This is a genomic window from Arthrobacter nitrophenolicus (genome assembly GCF_000332815.1).
GTDB lineage: Bacteria > Actinomycetota > Actinomycetes > Actinomycetales > Micrococcaceae > Arthrobacter > Arthrobacter nitrophenolicus.
Map to the genome: position 1 here is coordinate 60457 of NZ_AOFD01000011.1, position 16969 is coordinate 77425.

At 66.0% G+C, this 16969-nt stretch carries 12 protein-coding genes and 4 pseudogenes; 6 read left to right on the top strand and 10 right to left on the bottom strand.

Going from position 1 to position 16969, the window contains the following annotated elements:
* Positions 1-22: 22 nt before the first annotated feature.
* Positions 23-891 (bottom strand): annotated as a pseudogene (gene htpX / locus G205_RS05885) (zinc metalloprotease HtpX).
* 132 nt (positions 892-1023) lie between these two features.
* On the opposite strand from htpX, the gene G205_RS05890 reads away from it, so the two are divergent.
* The 3 genes and pseudogenes from G205_RS05890 to G205_RS05900 all read left to right on the top strand — a co-directional run bounded on the left by G205_RS05890 (position 1024) and on the right by G205_RS05900 (position 3758).
* Positions 1024-1509 carry a Fur family transcriptional regulator gene (locus G205_RS05890; RefSeq protein ID WP_009357172.1) on the top strand — a complete coding sequence of 162 codons (486 nt, stop codon included), beginning with the start codon at positions 1024-1026 and terminating at the stop codon, positions 1507-1509.
* A 7-nt stretch (positions 1510-1516) separates the two neighbouring features.
* Positions 1517-2997: pseudogene (locus G205_RS05895) on the top strand (catalase).
* Between the two features lie 125 nt (positions 2998-3122).
* Entirely contained in the window at positions 3123-3758 is a 636-nt protein-coding gene (locus G205_RS05900; protein ID WP_009357173.1) for a DUF2461 domain-containing protein, read from the top strand.
* A 48-nt stretch (positions 3759-3806) separates the two neighbouring features.
* Here G205_RS05900 and G205_RS05905 read toward each other — a convergent pair whose 3' ends face one another.
* The 6 genes and pseudogenes from G205_RS05905 to G205_RS05930 form a co-directional block, all read right to left on the bottom strand.
* Complete coding sequence (locus tag G205_RS05905) at positions 3807-4409, bottom strand: TetR/AcrR family transcriptional regulator (RefSeq protein WP_009357174.1); 603 nt, start codon at positions 4407-4409, stop codon at positions 3807-3809.
* An 87-nt stretch (positions 4410-4496) separates the two neighbouring features.
* On the bottom strand, positions 4497-6062 hold the full coding sequence (locus G205_RS05910) for an amino acid permease (RefSeq protein ID WP_009357175.1): 1566 nt from the start codon (positions 6060-6062) through the stop codon (positions 4497-4499).
* 174 nt (positions 6063-6236) lie between these two features.
* Positions 6237-6644 (bottom strand): DUF779 domain-containing protein, encoded by a 408-nt coding sequence (locus G205_RS05915; protein WP_009357176.1) that lies wholly within the window; start codon positions 6642-6644, stop codon positions 6237-6239.
* Positions 6644-7665: pseudogene (adhP, locus tag G205_RS05920) on the bottom strand (alcohol dehydrogenase AdhP). Before adhP ends, G205_RS05915 begins: the two are co-directional and overlap by 1 nt.
* A gap of 39 nt (positions 7666-7704) precedes the next feature.
* On the bottom strand, positions 7705-9228 hold the full coding sequence (gene exaC, locus G205_RS05925; protein ID WP_009357177.1) for an acetaldehyde dehydrogenase ExaC: 1524 nt from the start codon (positions 9226-9228) through the stop codon (positions 7705-7707).
* 136 nt (positions 9229-9364) lie between these two features.
* Positions 9365-10381 carry a LacI family DNA-binding transcriptional regulator gene (locus G205_RS05930; RefSeq protein WP_009357178.1) on the bottom strand — a complete coding sequence of 339 codons (1017 nt, stop codon included), beginning with the start codon at positions 10379-10381 and terminating at the stop codon, positions 9365-9367.
* 166 nt (positions 10382-10547) lie between these two features.
* Here G205_RS05930 and G205_RS05935 point away from each other — a divergent pair, with 166 nt between their 5' ends.
* From G205_RS05935 to G205_RS23425, 3 genes are all read left to right on the top strand, one after another.
* The gene (locus tag G205_RS05935; RefSeq protein WP_009357179.1) at positions 10548-11483 is read left to right on the top strand and encodes a dihydrodipicolinate synthase family protein; all 936 of its coding nucleotides are present in this window, start codon (positions 10548-10550) and stop codon (positions 11481-11483) included.
* Between the two features lie 98 nt (positions 11484-11581).
* On the top strand, positions 11582-12040 hold the full coding sequence (locus G205_RS23420) for a divalent metal cation transporter (protein ID WP_268743664.1): 459 nt from the start codon (positions 11582-11584) through the stop codon (positions 12038-12040).
* Between the two features lie 184 nt (positions 12041-12224).
* Positions 12225-12908: an NRAMP family divalent metal transporter gene (locus G205_RS23425; protein WP_268743665.1), complete on the top strand. Its 684-nt coding sequence runs from the start codon at positions 12225-12227 to the stop codon at positions 12906-12908.
* Between the two features lie 63 nt (positions 12909-12971).
* Here G205_RS23425 and G205_RS05945 read toward each other — a convergent pair whose 3' ends face one another.
* The 3 genes and pseudogenes from G205_RS05945 to G205_RS05955 form a co-directional block, all read right to left on the bottom strand.
* A complete protein-coding gene (locus G205_RS05945; RefSeq protein WP_009357180.1) occupies positions 12972-14309 on the bottom strand; it encodes a GAF domain-containing protein in 1338 nt (445 codons plus the stop codon).
* 92 nt (positions 14310-14401) lie between these two features.
* Positions 14402-15832 (bottom strand): FAD-dependent oxidoreductase, encoded by a 1431-nt coding sequence (locus G205_RS05950; protein WP_009357181.1) that lies wholly within the window; start codon positions 15830-15832, stop codon positions 14402-14404.
* Between the two features lie 81 nt (positions 15833-15913).
* A pseudogene (locus G205_RS05955) lies at positions 15914-16910 on the bottom strand (DNA topoisomerase IB).
* Positions 16911-16969: the final 59 nt, after the last annotated feature.

The window sequence follows — 16969 nt, forward strand, 5'->3', positions numbered from 1 at the left end:
CCAGCCCGACGGCGGCGCCGGGCTACCGCAGCGGGCCGCCGGCCATCCGCTCCAGCCGGGCTATCCGGTCGCGCATGGGCGGGTGCGTCGCGAACATCTTGGTGATTGCGCCGCCCCGGAACGGGTTGGCAATCATTAGGTGGGATGCGTTGACCAGCCGCTGGTCCTGCGGCAGCGGTGCGATGCTGACCCCGCGCTCGATCTTGGCCAGGGCCGAGGCGAGCGCCAGCGGATCGCCGGTCAGCTGCGAGCCGTCCTCGTCGGCGTCGTACTCCCTGGTGCGCGAGATGGCCATCTGGATCAGCGACGCCGCGAACGGTGCCAGCAGTGCCATGGCGATCATGGCCAGCGGGTTGGCGTTGCGGCGGTCGCCGCCGCCGAAGAACAGCAGCATCTGGCCCACCGAGGTGATGACACCGGCGACGGCGGCCGCCACCGATGAGGTGAGGATGTCCCGGTTGTAGACGTGCATAAGTTCGTGGCCCAGGACGCCGCGGAGCTCGCGGGCGTCCAGGAGCTGCAGGATCCCCTCTGTGCAGCAGACCGCCGCGTTCTGGGGGTTGCGGCCGGTGGCGAAGGCGTTCGGGTTCATGGTGGGTGAAATGTAGATACGTGGCATGGGCTGGTTGGCCCGCGCGGAGAGCTCCCGGACGATCTGGTACAGCTGCGGGGCCTGCGCTTCGCTGACGGGGTATGCCTGCATGGATCGGATGGCAATCTTGTCGCTGTTCCAGTAGCCGTAGGCCGTGGTGCCGACGCCAACGAGCGCCATGATCCAGATGGGCGCCGAACTGCGCATGCTTGTACCGATCAGGCGCCCAGCCCGAGCAGCACGGCCCAGAGCACTCCGAACAGCGCCGCAGTCTTGAGCCCGTTGTGGTGCCGATGCACGTCCACTCCCCTTCGATTTTTTGGCTGTTACAGCTTAAGAACTGGACGGCCGTCCCTATAGTTCCAGTCTTCTTCTCCGAGGTTAGCCAACCCTTATTGTGAGATATTCATAATAAGTGCTTCAATGGAGCCATGACGGAACACCACGACGGCCACGAGGACTGGGCTGGAGCCCTGCGCGCCCACGGCCGCCGGGTGACCAAGCAGCGGCTTGCCGTCCTGGCCGCCGTCGAACGCCACCCCCACTCCCCTGCCGAAAGCATCCTTGCCGCTGCCCGGGCGGAGCTCCCCGAGCTGACCGCGCAGTCGGTATACGTGGTGCTCGGGGACCTCACGGACCTGCACATGCTCCGGCGTTTCGAACCCCCGCACTCCCCCGCACTGTATGAAACCCGTGTGGGCGACAACCACCACCACGCCATCTGCATCAGCTGCGGCCGCGTGGAGGACGTGGATTGCGCCGTCGGACATGCGCCGTGCCTCACGCCCCACTGGGATGAGAACGCCAAGCCGATGACCATCCAGATCGCAGACGTCATGTACCAGGGCATCTGCCAGGACTGCCAGCAGTCCCAACAACTTCCTTCCAATCGTCCCTCGCAAGTAACAGAGAAATAGGAGAATAATGACTGTCGTTTCGACAACCCAGTCTGGTGCCCCCGTCACATCCGACGCGCACTCCAAGTCAGTTGGTGCCGATGGTGCCATCATCCTGACTGACCACTACCTGGTGGAAAAGCTCGCCCAGTTCAACCGCGAGCGGGTTCCGGAGCGTGTGGTGCACGCCAAGGGCGGCGGTGCATTCGGCACGTTCAAGACCACCGAGGATGTCTCGAAGTACACCAAGGCCGCGTTCCTGCAGCCGGGCGTCGAGACCGAGATGCTGATCCGCTTCTCCTCCGTTGCCGGCGAGAACGGCTCCCCGGACACCTGGCGCGACCCCCGCGGTTTCGCCGTGAAGTTCTACACCTCCGAGGGCAACTACGACCTCGTGGGCAACAACACCCCGGTGTTCTTCATCCGCGACGGCATCAAGTTCCCGGACTTCATCCACTCCCAGAAGCGCCTGCCCGGCACCCACCTGCGCGACGCCGACATGCAGTGGGACTTCTGGACCCTGTCCCCCGAGTCCGCCCACCAGGTCACCTGCTGATGGGTGACCGCGGCCTGCCCGCCTCATGGCGCGAGATGCAGGGCTACGGCTCGCACACCTACCAGTGGATCAACGCTGAAGGCGAGCGGTTCTGGGTCAAGTACCACTTCCACTCCAACCAGGGCGTGAAGAACATGACGTCCGAGCAGGCCGAAGCACTGGCCGGCTCCGACGCCGACTTCTACATCCGCGACCTGCACGAGAACATCGAAGCCGGCAACCTGCCGTCCTGGGACCTCCACGTCCAGGTCATGCCCTACGAGGACGCCAAGACCTACCGCTTCAACCCGTTCGACCTGACCAAGGTCTGGCCGCACGCCGACTACCCGCTGATCAAGGTGGGCACCATGGAGCTGAACCGGAACCCGGAGAACTACTTCGCGCAGATCGAGCAGGCCACCTTCGCGCCGTCGAACTTCGTGCCCGGCATCGCCGCTTCCCCGGACAAGATGCTGCAGGCCCGCATCTTCTCCTACGCGGACGCACACCGCTACCGCGTGGGCACCAACCACGCCCAGATCCCGGTGAACCAGCCCAAGAGCCAGGTCAACAACTACAGCCAGGACGGCGCCGGTCGCTACCTGTTCAACGCCCCGTCCGTTCCGGTCTACGCCCCGAACACGTTCGGTGGCCCGGCCGCCGTTGAGCCGCAGAACCCGGCAGGCGGCTGGGAGAACGACGGCGAACTGACCCTCGCCGCGCACTCCCTGCACTCCGAGGACAGCGACTTCGTCCAGGCCGGCACCCTGTACCGCGAGGTCTACGACGAAGCCGCAAAGGCCCGCTTCCTCGAGACCATCACCGGTGCCGTGGGCGGCGTCAAGCGCTCCGACATCAAGGAACGCGCCATCCAGTACTGGACCAACGTTGACGCCGAACTCGGCGCCAAGCTGCGCGCCAACCTCGGCGCAGCACCCCTCTCCGACGCTGAGGCAGCCAACAAGATCGGCTGATCCACCGCTCGCTGAGCATTGAAACCACCCCGTCGCGGATGTCCGCGGCGGGGTGGTTTTTTGCGCTGTCCACATAGCCGAAGGGGTCTCTGGCCGCCGGCCTGGGCGCTCCCTAGGATCGCTCTATGACAACTTTCCAGGGCATACCTGCCGCCGCTTTCGGCTTCTATGCCGAACTGCAGGAGAACAACAACCGGGAGTGGTGGCTGGAGCACAAGGACAGCTACCACTCGCTGGTCCGGGACCCGCTCGCCTCGCTCCTGGCTGAGCTCGAGCCCCGCTTCGGGCCGGGCCGCCTGTTCCGTCCCAACCGGGACATCCGGTTTTCATTGGACAAGTCCCCTTACAAAACAGCCCAGGGCGCATTCGCCTCCGTGCAGGAAGGCGTGGGCTATTACCTCCAGGTCAGCGCGGAGGGCCTGCTGGTGGGCGGCGGCTACCACTCCCACTCTCCCGCCCAGCTGGTGAGGTACCGGAACGCGGTTGGCGCCTCGGGCACCGGAGAGTCGCTGCGGCATATCGTGGACGGCGTGGCGGCTGCGGGCTTTGCGGTGGAAGGGGAGAAACTCAAGACGGTGCCCCGGGGCTATGACCGCGACCATCCGCGGGCCGAACTCCTCAAGCACAAGTCACTGGCGGCGAGCGTGGACCTCGGCCGGCCCGCCTGGCTGGGTACCCCTGCCGCCGTCGGCGAAATCTCCGGGCTGTGGGACCAGCTGCGCCCCTTGGTTGACTGGGTGGGCCGCCACGCCGCGCCCTAGCAGCCGGTCGCGTTCCGGCTTTTGCCGGACGGGCCCGGGCAGGCCCGGTCAGGCTTCCTGAACTGCGGCCAGGCGTGTTTCGAGGTTGTTGAAGAAGACCGAGAGCATCAGTTCGAACGCCTTGGTGGCCGCCTCAGGCTCATTCATGACCACAAAGTCGAACTGCAGCCCGTAAAAAGTTGACGTGAAGAGCCGGGCGTCGGTGTCAGCATATTCCTCCGGGATGCCCTGCACCACCAGCCAGTCACGCGTCTTGTGATGGAGCATCCGGAAGTGTTCCTGCGAGGTGCCGCGGGGTTCTGCCGCCACGATGTCCTGGGCAGTGGCCTCGAATTCGAGCCGGGTCAAGTGGCGGTTCCGCTGGGCCATGGTCCACTGCCAGGACTCGAGCAGGAATTCGCGCCAGGCTGCGCGGTCGATGTCGCGGACATCGGTGTTCCGCATCCGGTCCAGGCGGGACTCGATGGACACCACGATGTCATTGATCAGCTGCTCCCGGTTTCCAAAGTGGTAGACCAGCACGTAGGCACTCATGCCCAGCCCTTCCGCGAGGCTTCGGAAGGTCAGCTCCGCCAGGGTCTTGTCCATCAGGTAGTCGAGGATGGCGCCCAGCAGCTCGGCTTTTCGTTCGGTTCGTGTCGGGCGTGCCATAAATCCATCCTACGAGCCGGCGCCGCTCCGGCGGCCGGCATGGAAATGCCCGCCCGGGGCAGGCCCGGGCGGGCATCAGCAGGTCTGTCAGGCCCGCGAGTACTCGTCTTCGCTATCGGAGTCGCGCCGGTCCGCATCGCTGTCGGCAGCCGCGGTGCCGTTGACAGCGCTGCTGGCCTCGCCGAAGCGTTCGTTGAGGCGCGAGTGGCGCTGGCCGTAGGCAAAGTAGATCGCCAGCCCGATGGCCAGCCAGATGGCGAAGAAGATCCAGGTCTCCACAGCCAGGTTGGTCATCAGGTAGAGGCAGAGCACCGCCGAAACGACCGGCAGGACCTTCCCGAACGGGACGCGGAAGGCGGGCTTCAGGTCCGGCCGCTTCTTGCGCAGCACCAGGATGCCCAGGCTGACCACAACGAAGGCTGAGAGCGTGCCGATGTTGATCATTTCCTCGAGCAGGTCCACATTGGTCAGCCCGGCCACCAGGGCAACCGCGGCGCCGCAGATGACCTGGAGCCGGACCGGCGTCGCACGCTTCTCGCTGGTCTTGGACAGGGCCCGGGGCAGGAGGCCGTCGCGGCTCATGGCCAGGACCACGCGGGACAGGCCCATCAGCAGCACCATGATCACGGTGGTCAGGCCCACCAGGGAGCCGAACGCGATGATCTTCGCGGCGGAGGTGTCGCCCACGGCTTCGAACGCGGTGGTAAGGGTGGGGTTCTCCGCCTCGGCCAGCTGGGTATAGGACACCATGCCGGTCAGTGCCAGCGACACCAGGATGTAGAGCAGGGTCACCAGGGCCAGTCCGCCGAAGATTCCGCGCGGAAGGGTCTTCTGCGGGTTCTTTACTTCCTCGGCCGAGGTGGCCACCACGTCAAAACCGATGAAGGCAAAGAACACCAGGGCCGCGCCGGCGAAGATTCCCAGGGTGCCGTACTGGGCCGGGGCCGCGCCCGTGAGGAAGCCGAAGAACGACTGCTTCAGGACGTCCGCGGCACCGGTGCCGCCCGTGGGCTCGGCCGCGGGGATGAACGGGGCGTAGTTTTCGAACTTCACGTAGGTGAAGCCCACCACGATCACGAACAGGACGACGCCGATCTTAATGAGCGTGAAGATGTTTCCCACCCGGGCGGACAGCTTGGTGCCCAGCACCAGCAGCACCGTGAAGACGGCGACAATGAGGAACGCGCCCCAGTACAGGTCGACGCCGCCCAGCGAGACGGCCGGCGGGATGTCGGCGCCCATGAGGGCGAACACCTTGCTGAGGTAGATGCCCCAGTATTTGGCGATCACGGCAGCGGCGGTGAAGAGCTCCAGGATCAGGTTCCAGCCGATGATCCAGGCAAGGAGTTCGCCCATGGTGGCGTAGGTGAAAACGTAGGCGGAACCCGCCACGGGGATGGCGGTGGCGAATTCGGCGTAGCACATGATCGCCAGCGCGCAGGTGATGGCGGCGACGGCGAAGGACACGGTGACGGCGGGGCCGGAGAAGTTGGCTGCGGCCTTGGCGCCCACCGAGAAGATACCGGCGCCGACAGCAACGGCGACGCCCATGATCATGAGGTCCCAGGTGCTGAGGGAGCGCTTGAGCTTGCGTCCGGGCTCATCGGCGTCGGCTATCGACTGCTCGATGGATTTGGTCCGGAGAAGGTTCATAGGGGATCACAATCCTGATTTCGGATGGAAACAGACTTATCCACGATAGTGTCCATCCACTGGACGGTCCCAATTGTTCCGAATGGTGAGACGCCGGTTTTACCGAACTTTATTCCGGGAAAGCACTTGGGGCCCTTCGGATGAAGAGCCCCAAGTGCTTGTGAACCGAACCGCTCAGCTGGGCCAATCCATCAGCGTCGACCGGATCAGGAAGCGTTTGCCCTCGGGCGCCTCCACCGAGAAGCCGCTCCCCCGGCCGCTGACCACGTCCACGGTCAGGTGGGTGTGGCTCCAGTAGTTGAACTGTTCCCGGGACATCCAGAACTCCAGCGGCTGCGGCTCCAGCCCGGCGGACAGGTCGAACAGCCCGAGCAGGACGTCGGAGTCGCCGGTCAGGAAGTCGCCCGCGGGATAGCACATGGGCGAGGATCCGTCGCAGCATCCGCCGGACTGGTGGAACATGAGCGGCCCGTGCCGGAGCCACAGCGAGCGGAGCAGGTCCGCGGCCTCCGGCGTGAGCGCCACCCGGGAGAAGTCCTCCCCGGGCAGCGTCACGGCGGCGTGGAGCCGGTCCGGTGCCATCAGAACCTCAGGACCACGCGGCCGTCGATCTTGGCGTGCTTCATCTCGTCGAACACCGCGTTGACCTCGGAAAGCTCCCGGACTGAAACCGTGGGATGGATCTTGCCCCGGGCGTAGAAGTCCAGAGCCTCCTCCAGGTCCTGCCGCGTGCCCACTATGGAGCCGCGCACGGTGAGTCCCTTGAGCACAATCTCGAAGATCGGTGCCGGAAAGTCTCCCGGCGGCAGGCCGTTGAACACGATGGTTCCGCCGCGGCGGGCCATGCCGATGGCCTGGCCGAATGCCGACGGGTGCACCGCAGTGACCAGGACTCCATGGCAACCTCCGGTTTCGCGCTGGATCACTTCAACCGGATCCTCGTGCAGGGCGTTGACGGCCAGTTCGGCACCGTGGGCCTTGGCGAGGGACAGCTTGTCGTCGGCGATATCGACGGCGGCCACCCGCAGTCCCATCGCCACGGCGTACTGGACGCAATGTGGCCCAGGCCGCCGATGCCCGAGATGGTCACCCACTGGCCCGGTTTGGCTTCGGTCATTTTCAGGCCCTTGTAGACCGTGACGCCGGCGCAGAGCACTGGCGCCACCTCGACGGGGTCGGATCCCGCCGGTATGCGGGCGGCAAAGCGCGAGTCCACCAGCATGTACTCGCCGAAGGAGCCGTCCACGCTGTAGCCGCCGTTCTTCTGCGCCTCGCACAGGGTTTCCCAGCCGGTGCGGCAGTACTGGCAGTCGCCGCAGGCGGACCACAGCCAGGCGTTGCCCACCAGGTCGCCCACGGCGAGGTCGGTGACGCCCTCGCCGAGGGCCACGACTTCGCCCACGCCCTCGTGGCCGGGAACGAAGGGCGGCGCGGGCTTGACCGGCCAGTCCCCCTCGGCCGCGTGGAGGTCCGTGTGGCAGACGCCGGTGGTGAGCACCTTGACCAGGGCTTCTCCCGGGCCGGGGGTGGGTACAGCGATGTCCTGGACCTGGAGGTCCTTGCCGAATTCGTTTACTACTGCTGCTTGCATTGTCGTCGTCATTGGCGAAATCCTTGCGTCGTTGTAGCGGAAGTGGGGTGTCTAGAAAAAGCCGAGCTTGTTCTCGGTGTAGCTGACCAGCAGGTTCTTGGTCTGCTGGTAGTGGTCCAGCATCATGGCGTGGTTTTCGCGTCCGATGCCCGAGGACTTGTAGCCGCCGAACGCGGCTCCCGCCGGGTAGGCGTGGTAGTTGTTGACCCAGACGCGGCCGGCCTGGATTTCGCGGCCCGCCCGGTAGGCAATGTTGCCGTTGCGGGACCAGACGCCGGCGCCAAGTCCGTAGAGGGTGTCGTTGGCGATGCCCATGGCGTCGTTGTAGTCGCTGAACTTCGTCACCGAGACAACGGGCCCGAAGATTTCCTCCTGGAAGATCCGCATCCGGTTGTGGCCCTCGAAGACGGTGGGCTGGACGTAGTAGCCGCCGGCCAGGTCACCGGGCAGTTCGGCACGCCCGCCGCCGGTGAGCACCTTGGCGCCCTCCTGCTTTCCGATGTCGATGTAGGAGAGGATCTTCTCCAACTGGTCATTGGAGGCCTGGGCACCCACCTGCGTGTCCGTGTCCAGCGGGTTGCCCTGCACCATCTTCTCCACCCGGGCCACGGCGTCGGCCATGAAGGAGTCGTAGATGTCCTCCTGGACCAGGGCACGGGACGGGCAGGTGCACACCTCGCCCTGGTTGAAGGCAAACAGCGCGAAGCCTTCCTGGGCCTTGTCGTAGAAGGCGTCGTTGTCCTGTGCGACGTCATTGAAGAAGATGTTGGGGCTCTTGCCGCCGAGTTCGAGCGTGACGGGGATCAGGTTCTGGCTGGCGTACTGGCTGATCAGCCGGCCCGTGGTGGTTTCACCGGTGAAGGCGATCTTGCGGATGCGGGGGCTGGAGGCCAGCGGCTTGCCGGCCTCGACGCCGAAGCCGTTGACCACGTTGACCACGCCGGCAGGCAGCAGGTCGCCGATGAGTTCCATCAGCACCAGGATGGACGACGGCGTCTGCTCGGCGGGCTTGAGCACGACGGCGTTGCCGGCCGCGAGTGCCGGGGCCAGCTTCCAGACGGCCATCAGGATGGGGAAGTTCCAGGGGATGATCTGGCCCACGACGCCGAGCGGCTCGTGGAAGTGGTAGGCGGTGGTGTCGTCGTCGAGCTGGGAAAGCGTGCCCTCCTGGGCGCGGACGGCGGACGCGAAGTAGCGGAAGTGGTCGGCGGCGAGCGGCAGGTCCGCGTTGAGGGTCTCCCGGACGGGTTTGCCGTTGTCCCACGTTTCGGCGACGGCGAGCATCTCCAGGTTCTCGTCGATCCGGTCCGCGATCTTGTTCAGGATCGCGGCGCGCTCCGCCACGGAGGTCCTGCCCCAGGACGGGGCCGCCTTGTGGGCCGCATCGAGGGCGAGGTCGATGTCCTCGGAGGTACCGCGGGCCACTTCACAGAAGGCCTTTCCCGTCACCGGGGTGATGTTCTCGAAGTACTGGCCCTTGACAGGGGCAACCCACTCGCCGCCAATCCAGTTCTCGTAGCGGTCCTTGAAGGTGACCTTCGATCCCTCGGTTCCGGGCTGTGCGTAAACGGTCATTGTGCTAGCTCCTTTGCTGTGCAGAAGGCGGCCCGGTTCGGGCGCTTGCCGTTGGTGCCAGCGTAGGAGTGTGCAGGTTGCAGTCAGGTTGCAACGGGCGTGATGCAGCTCACCCGGCGGTGAAGCAGTGCCGCCGTCAGTCGCGCGCCTTGGGCGGACCGCTTGATTCCCGCGGAATGAGTGTGGGCATCGACTTCCTGACCCGGGGCTCCTGCCCGGGGTCGATGATCAGGTCGATAGCCGTTCGTGCAATCTGGTCCAGGTGGACGTGGACGGATGTCAGGGGGGTGGGAAGCCGGGAAGCCAGCGGGGTGTCGTTGTAACCCACGAGAGCCAGGTCCTCCCCGATCCGCACATTCCTGCGATGGGCGGCGGCCATGATTCCCATGGCGATGTTGTCGTTTGCGGCGAACACGGCCGAGGGCCGGGAATCCGGGCCCAGGAGGGATTCCCCTGCAGAAAACCCGTCCTCGATACCGTAACCGGCAGCGATGAGCCATCCATCCCGGGGGGTGATTCCTGCTTCGCCCAGGGCTTTCCGTGCACCTGCGAGGCGGGCGGTGCCGGTGGAGGTGAAGGACGGGCCCGTAACGACGGCGATGTCCCGGTGCCCGAGGTCGATGAGGTGGCGGACCGCGAGGTAGCCGCCCACTTCGTCATCTCCGAGCGCGGAGGGGCTGACGCCGTCGGTGCGGAGGACCAGCGCATGGACAACGTTGCGCTCCCGAAGGAGGCGTGGAAGCTCGTCATCCAACCGGGCGGTGGCGAGGATCAGTCCGTCCACGTTCCGGTCGAGCAGCGTCTCGGCTGCCCGCCGTTCGTCGCCGGGGTCGTCGCCGCTGGTGGCCACCATCGCGAAATAGCCCCGGGAGGAGGCTGCCCGCTCCAGTTCCTCGAACATGAGCGCCATGACTGTGTCGCTCAGACGGGGAACGAGCACACCCAGGGTCCGCGTTTCACCGCGCCGGAGGCTGGAGGCAAATGAGTTCCTCCGGTAGCCGAGTTCCTCGGCGACCTTCCGGACGTGTGCTGCTGCAGCGGACCGGGACGCCGACCGTTCATCCAACGCCCGACTGGCCGTAGAGATGCTGACACCACTGGCGGCGGCGACATCCTTCAGCGTGACGATCGCACCGGGGGCGGCCCGTTCCATGGCAGTTCTCCTCTTCAGCGGGGGCATAAGAAACACTCTATTCCTCCTTTTTGCAAACGTTCCCTTGACAGTGACGTGCGACACGATGCAATATTGAAAACGTTCCCGCAAACGTTCCCATCCTAGTGGGACTACCGACCATCAACGAAGACAAGAGGTAGCTGTAATGACACTCGATCTCCGCGGACTCAGCCCCGCACCTGTCACCCCGTTCACCGAAGATGGCGCTGTCGACTTCGCTGCGATTCAGCGCCTGGGTTCGTGGCTCGGATCGATTGACGGCGTGAAGAGCCTCGTCGTCCTGGGCCACGCCGGTGAAGGCACGTTCCTTACCGAAGAGGAGCAGCTGGACGTTATCCGGGCGTTCGTGGCGTCGACTGACGGCCGGGTGCCGGTCGTCGCGGGCATCACGAAGGAGGGCAACAAGACCGCGGCCCTCGAGGCGAAGAAGGCCGTCGAAGCCGGCGCGTCCGCCGGTCTCGTCTACCCCTCGCACGGCTGGCTGCGCTTCGGGTACCAGGACGGAGCGCCCCAGTCGCGCTACAAGGAAATTTATGAAGAGTCCGGCCTGCCGCTGATCCTGTTCCAGTACCCCGACAACACCAAGGCGAGCTACAACCTCGACACACAACTGGAGATCGCTGGCCAGGAGGGCGTCTTTGCCACAAAGAACGGCGTCCGGAACATGCGCCGGTGGTACACCGAGATCCCCGCCCTGCGCGCCGCACACCCCGAACTGCAAATCCTGTCCTGCCACGACGAGTACCTGCTGCCGACAATGTTCGACGTCGACGGCCTGCTCGTCGGCTACGGCAACATTGCCCCCGAACTCCTCGTCGAACTGATCGAGGCCGGCAAGGCACAGGACTACAAGCGTGCCCACGCCATCCATGAGCGGCTGCTCCCGGTGACCAAGAACGTTTACCACCGCGGGTCCCACATGGAAGGCACCGTCGCCTTGAAGTGGGGCCTCGTGAACCGCGGCATCCTGGACCACGCCACAGTGCGCACCCCGCTCCTGCCCCTGCCTGAGGGCGCCGATATCGAAATTGCGGAAGCATTCGCCGCCGCAAACCTCGGCAAGGTCACCGTCAGCGCCTGACCACACCCTTTACGGGTCCTCACGGGTGGCGGACCATTGGCCCGCCACCCGTGCCCCAGCTTTCCACTCTCCATCCCGGTCAAGGACGACCCCCAGCAATGCCGCTGTATAAGGAGGACTCGCCGATGCGCGAGCAGCAGAATAAGACCATCACCCATCCCGCAACAAGGGAAGAACAGATGGCAGCCCCGCAAGGAAACCAGGCCCCCGAAACAACCAGAACGCACCGCACCTTCCTGCAGTACCTGGCCCTCATGGGCCCTGCCTTCGTAGTGGGCGCCTGGCAGTTCGGACCGGGTAACCTCACCACCGCCGTACAGGCCGGCAGCCGCTTCGACTACAGCCTGGTCTGGGTCATCGCGGTCTCAACGGTCCTGATGATCTTCTTCACCGACATGAGCGTCCGGCTCGGCATCACAACCCCCACCTCCCTGATCACGTCCATCAAGGAACACCTCGGCAAATGGGTGGGCGTCCTCGCCGGCTTCGGCGTCTTCGGGATCACCCTCATGTTCTCCGTCGCAACGCCGTCGGGTCCGGCCTTGGCCTGTCACTGATCTTCGGCGGCTCCCCGGTCCTGTGGACTGTCGTCTGCACCGCAGCCGTCGGCTTCGTCCTGGCCTTCCGAAACGTCTACGGCATCGTCGAAAAAGCACTCCTCGCCATCGTCGTCCTCATGGGCATCGCTTCATCGCCAGCACCGTCGTCGCCCAGCCCGACTGGTACCGGGCCATGGAAGGCATGGCTCCGCAACTGCCCGCCGGCAGCGAAATCCTGATTGTGGCGCTCGTGGGCACCAACTTCTCCATCAACGCCGCGTTCTACACCTCCTACGGCATCAAGGAACACCGACGCACCCGCGCCGACTACCGCGACATCACCCTCGTGGACACCATCCCCGGCATCGTTGCACCCGGCATCATGACCGCCCTGGTCATCATGGTGGCCGCCGCCGTGCTCGGAAAAACCGGTGCCGAGGCCGGAACCATCAACGCCCTCGCCTCCATCTTCACGCCGCTGGCCGGTCCCGTCGGAGCCATGCTCTTCGCTCTGGGCCTTTCCGGCGCAGCCTTCTCATCCATGATCGCCAACGCAACCGCCGGCGGAACGATGCTTTCGGACGCCATGGGCCGCGGCGCCAAAGCCGGATCGCCCGCCGCGCGCATCGTCACCGGCATCATCCTGGCTTTCGGACTGATCATCACGTTGTCGTTCCAGTCCTCTCCCGTGGGACTGATCGTCATCGCCCAGTCGCTGACAGTCCTCATCGCACCCCTGCTCGGCGTCCTGATCGTCGTCATGGCCAACAAGGCCGCGGTCATGGGAGACCTTCGCAACAAGTGGTGGCAGAACCTCTTCGGAGCCATCGGCCTCATCGCCATCATCGCCTCCTCCATCCGACTCATCACCACCCTTATCGGCTGAGGCTCAACAGCATAAGACGAGCAGTGCCCCCGCCTGGAAGGCGGGGGCACTGCTCTTCCCTGCTCAGGCGCGGAGTTCGGCTTCCAGCCTCTCCAGGTCCGCGACGACGGCGGCCCGCTTGGGTGAGCGGGCGGGAAGGAGGCGGAGCGCGGCACGGCGGACGCCGACGTCGTCCCTCGCCTCGGGAAGGTCCGCGTACTTCAGGAGGGACTCGGCGCTGCCGTCGGTAAGGACCGCTTCCCGCAGCAGCGACGAGACCCGGTTCCGGAGCTCGATGATGCCGGGCGCCTCCGACCGCGGAAGGACGGCGCCGCGGTAGATCTCCAGCGCGATGCGGTGGGCGCCGCGCTGGAGGCAGCTCAACACCTGGCCGCTGTCCGGCACCAAATCCAGGGGAAGGCGGTAGGGCCGGGAACCGGGGACGGCATCCGGATGGAGCTGCTGCAGGACCTTGCGCAGGCGGACCATCTCGGCGCGGAGCGTAATGGTGGAGCCGTCACCCGGATACAGCAGGACGCTCAGTTCCTCCGCAGAGAGCCCGTCCGGGTGGGTGCTGAGCAACGCAAGAATCTCACTGTGCCGGGCGGACAGCACCACCGTCCTGCCCTCGAGGCTGAGCAGCGCCTGGTCGCGGCCCAGCAGCTGCAGGCTGTTCCTGTACAGGCTGCCTTCCTTGCCTCCCGTCCGCGGTGTGCGGGACGCGGAAGCTGCGGTGCGCCGTCGTGCCGGCCTGCTCGCAAGATCCGCGGCAAGCTGCAGCCGCTCGACGCGCAACTGCGCCTGGGCGGCGGCAACCGTGGCCTCCACGAGGGACAGGGTATGCGGTGCCACGGCCGTGTCGGTCCCGGTGATGTCCACGACGCCCAGCACGGCGCCGGAATCCGGATCGTGGAACGGGACGGCGGTGCAGCTCCACGGGTGGACCGCCCGCTGGTAGTGCTCGGCCCCGGCGATCTGGATCCCCCGGCCCAGCGCAAGCGCGGTGCCCGGTGCGCTGGTGCCCACAGTGGCCTCAGACCAGTCGGCGCCGGCCACGAACATCATCCCCTCGGCGCGGCGCTGCAGGACAGGGTCGCCCTCCACCCAGAGCAGCCGGCCCACCTCGTCACCCACCGCCACCAGCAGGCCGCTGTCATGGCTGGGCTGGACGAGGAGTTTGTTGATCACCGGCATGATGGCCGCCAGCGGGTGCTGGTTCCGGTAGTCCTCCAGCTCCTCGCGGTCCATCGCCAGCGGGGCCGCAGGATTGTCCGGGTTCGCCTTGAAGCCAGCGGACCGCTGCCAGGACTCACGGATCAGGCTGCGCAGGCCGGCCGGATCCTGGAGGGCGCCGCCGTCGAGCTGTTCATGGGCGGCCAAAGCGCTGAGCTGCAGCGGGCCGGGCTGAATCAGGTTCTTCATCGAACTCCTGTACTGCCTGCAGGCGCGGCGTCACGGTGCCGGCCAAGGGGTGGTCGCAATTCTAACCCCGCGGCCCCTCCCCGGGTCAGGAGTTAGGCGCGGGAGATGCGGATCATCTCCTCGCGCGGGACCACCTTGATCCGTTCGCGGACCACATGGTCGAGGCCCTCCGGCCCGGTCCATGCGGCACCCAGTCCGGCCTCGTGGGCATCAAGCTTGTTCCAGCCCTCCCACGTGGTGTACTCGATGCCGCGCTCTTCGAGCAGATCGATGATGGCCTGCGGGTCCGGGTTTTCGGCCGGCGGAAGACTGAGCCGGTCCTCCAGGAGGAAACCGATGGTCTCCAGGGCGTCGCCCTTGGTGTGGCCGATAAGGCCCACCGGCCCGCGTTTGATCCAGCCGGTGGCGTAGATGCCCGGAACCGGGTTGCCGTCCCCGTCCAGGACGCGGCCGCCTTCGTTGGGGATGACGCCGCGTTTGGCGTCGTACTCCAGCTCGTCCAGGGCCGAACCGTGGTAGCCGATGGCCCGGTAGACGGCCTGGACCGGGTATTCGATGTACTCGCCGGTGCCCTTGGCATTGCCCGTGCCGTCAAGCTGCATCCGCTCGAACTTGATGCCGCCCACCTTGCCGGTGCCGTCGTCGAGCACCTCCACCGGGCTGTGCAGGAAGTGCAGGTGCAGACGCCGGGAGGACGGGTTCTCGGACTCGGCGTGCTCTTCCACCAGCCAGTTGGTGAGGGTGTTCACCATGGTCTTGATCTGGTTGTTGCTGCGGATGGCGTCGTCGGAGGCGTCGTCGAATTCGAAATCCTCCGGGTAGAGCACAATGTCCACGTCGTTCATGTGGCTGAGCTCGCGCAGTTCCAGCGGGGTGAACTTGACCTGGGCGGGGCCGCGGCGGCCGAACACGTGCACGTCGGTGACCGGAGAGGACTTCAGCCCCCGGTAGACGTTGTCCGGGATTTCGGTGCTGAGCAGTTCCTCCGGATGCTTGACCAGCATGCGGGCCACGTCCAGGGCCACGTTCCCGTTGCCGATCACGGCGATCTCCCGGGCGTCCAGCGGCCATTCGCGGGGAACGTCCGGGTGCCCGTCGTACCAGGAGACGAAGTCCGCGCCGCCGAAGGAGCCCTGCAGTTCAATCCCCGGGATGTTCAGGTCCGCGTCCTTGACCGCGCCGGTGGAGAAGATTACGGCGTCATAGAAGGCCCTGAAATCGTGCAGGGTGAGGTCCCGGCCGTACGTGACGTTGCCCAGGAAGCGGATGTCGCCGCGGTCCAGGACCTTGTGCAGGGCGTTGACGATGCCTTTGATCCGGGGATGGTCCGGGGCGACGCCGTACCGGATCAGGCCGTAGGGTGCGGGGTAGGCCTCGAAAAGGTCGATGCTCACCTCGAAGTCGCCGTCCTTGACCCCGCTGGACTTGGTGAGGATGTCCGCAGCGTAGACTCCTGCCGGCCCTGCGCCCACAATGGCGACGCGGAGTGGACGGGTGGAAGCTGATTCGCTGGAGTTGGACACCTGGAGCCCTTCTGAACTGGTCCGTCACTGCACAATGGGGATGCGCCGGTTGAAGTAGCGCACAGTCCCCTATTCTAGGCCTCAGCCGCTCTTCGCCAGCGGGACCACGTTGCCTTCGCGGTAAAGCAGCGCCCGTAGCTCCGCCTCCGCGGAGTCCGTCCGCTTGGGATCAATGGTTTCGCCGTCGTTGTAGTGGTCCACCACACGCGGGTCCACATAGCTCTTCCGGGCAATCGACGGCGTGTTCCCCAGCACCTCGGCGGCGTCCATCATGGCGCGGCTGACGGCCCGCTTCCGTTTGGCCACGGTTCGTTGGGGGCCGGTGCGGGCCAGGCTCACGCTGCCGCCACCGTACCGCGCAGGGTCCGGAAGTCCTTGGCCGTGAAGTCCGATCCCGTCCGCTCCTTCACGTACGCGTTGATCTCCGCGCTCGTCACCGGATGCCAGGTCCGGCCGTTCTTGTAGGCCAGGAGCCGGGCATTGGGTCCCCTGCGCTTGAGCAGCCGCAGCAGGACGGCGAGGTCGGGGTCCCGGATTTCCGATTCCCAGTCCTTGCCGCTCTTAGCGGGGAACCGGAGCAGGATCTTGTCCTTCCGCACCTGGACGTGGGCGCACAAAAGGGTCGCCAGGCCGCGGCTGCCGTTTTCGTTCGTGTACCGCTCGGACCCCACGCGCAACGAGCCGCTGTCCAGCATCCGGAACGCCCCGGCGAGGACGCGGTCAGGAGTGAATCCTTCACTGCGCAGGTCCATAGTCACCCGGCGGCGTGCGGCCGGCAGGGACTCCGCCAGCTGCAGGGACCGGTCAAACTTCAGCCGGTCTTTCCGCGCACGCCACTCCGGATGGTAGATGTACTGGCGCCTGCCCACGCGTCCACCCCGGTGGCCTGGATGTGCCCGTTCTCGAACGGGGCAATCCAGACGTCGGTCCAGGCCGGGGGTATGCCGATACTCTCCAGCCGTTCCCGGACCGGGCCCGGCGGAACGGTGGACCCGTGCAGGTCCCGGTAGCTGAAGCCTTTTCCTGCCGGGATCCGCCGGTACCCGCGGCCCGAGGCGTTGCTGCGCCGGAGCCTCATGGGGCGGCCTCCGGCAGTTCGGCACAAGTCATGAAAGCAAGCCTACTGACTATTTTGGC

What these genes read in the sequence shown, in the direction of transcription:
- G205_RS05890 (WP_009357172.1), top strand. Translation starts at nt 1,024, where the DNA reads ATGACGGAACACCACGACGGCCACGAGGACTGGGCTGGAGCCCTGCGC.
- G205_RS05900 (WP_009357173.1), top strand. Translation starts at nt 3,123, where the DNA reads ATGACAACTTTCCAGGGCATACCTGCCGCCGCTTTCGGCTTCTATGCC.
- G205_RS05905 (WP_009357174.1), bottom strand. Translation starts at nt 4,409, where the DNA reads ATGGCACGCCCGACACGAACCGAACGAAAAGCCGAGCTGCTGGGCGCC.
- G205_RS05910 (WP_009357175.1), bottom strand. Translation starts at nt 6,062, where the DNA reads ATGAACCTTCTCCGGACCAAATCCATCGAGCAGTCGATAGCCGACGCC.
- G205_RS05915 (WP_009357176.1), bottom strand. Translation starts at nt 6,644, where the DNA reads ATGGCACCGGACCGGCTCCACGCCGCCGTGACGCTGCCCGGGGAGGAC.
- exaC (WP_009357177.1), bottom strand. Translation starts at nt 9,228, where the DNA reads ATGACCGTTTACGCACAGCCCGGAACCGAGGGATCGAAGGTCACCTTC.
- G205_RS05930 (WP_009357178.1), bottom strand. Translation starts at nt 10,381, where the DNA reads ATGGAACGGGCCGCCCCCGGTGCGATCGTCACGCTGAAGGATGTCGCC.
- G205_RS05935 (WP_009357179.1), top strand. Translation starts at nt 10,548, where the DNA reads ATGACACTCGATCTCCGCGGACTCAGCCCCGCACCTGTCACCCCGTTC.
- G205_RS23420 (WP_268743664.1), top strand. Translation starts at nt 11,582, where the DNA reads ATGCCGCTGTATAAGGAGGACTCGCCGATGCGCGAGCAGCAGAATAAG.
- G205_RS23425 (WP_268743665.1), top strand. Translation starts at nt 12,225, where the DNA reads ATGGCTCCGCAACTGCCCGCCGGCAGCGAAATCCTGATTGTGGCGCTC.
- G205_RS05945 (WP_009357180.1), bottom strand. Translation starts at nt 14,309, where the DNA reads ATGAAGAACCTGATTCAGCCCGGCCCGCTGCAGCTCAGCGCTTTGGCC.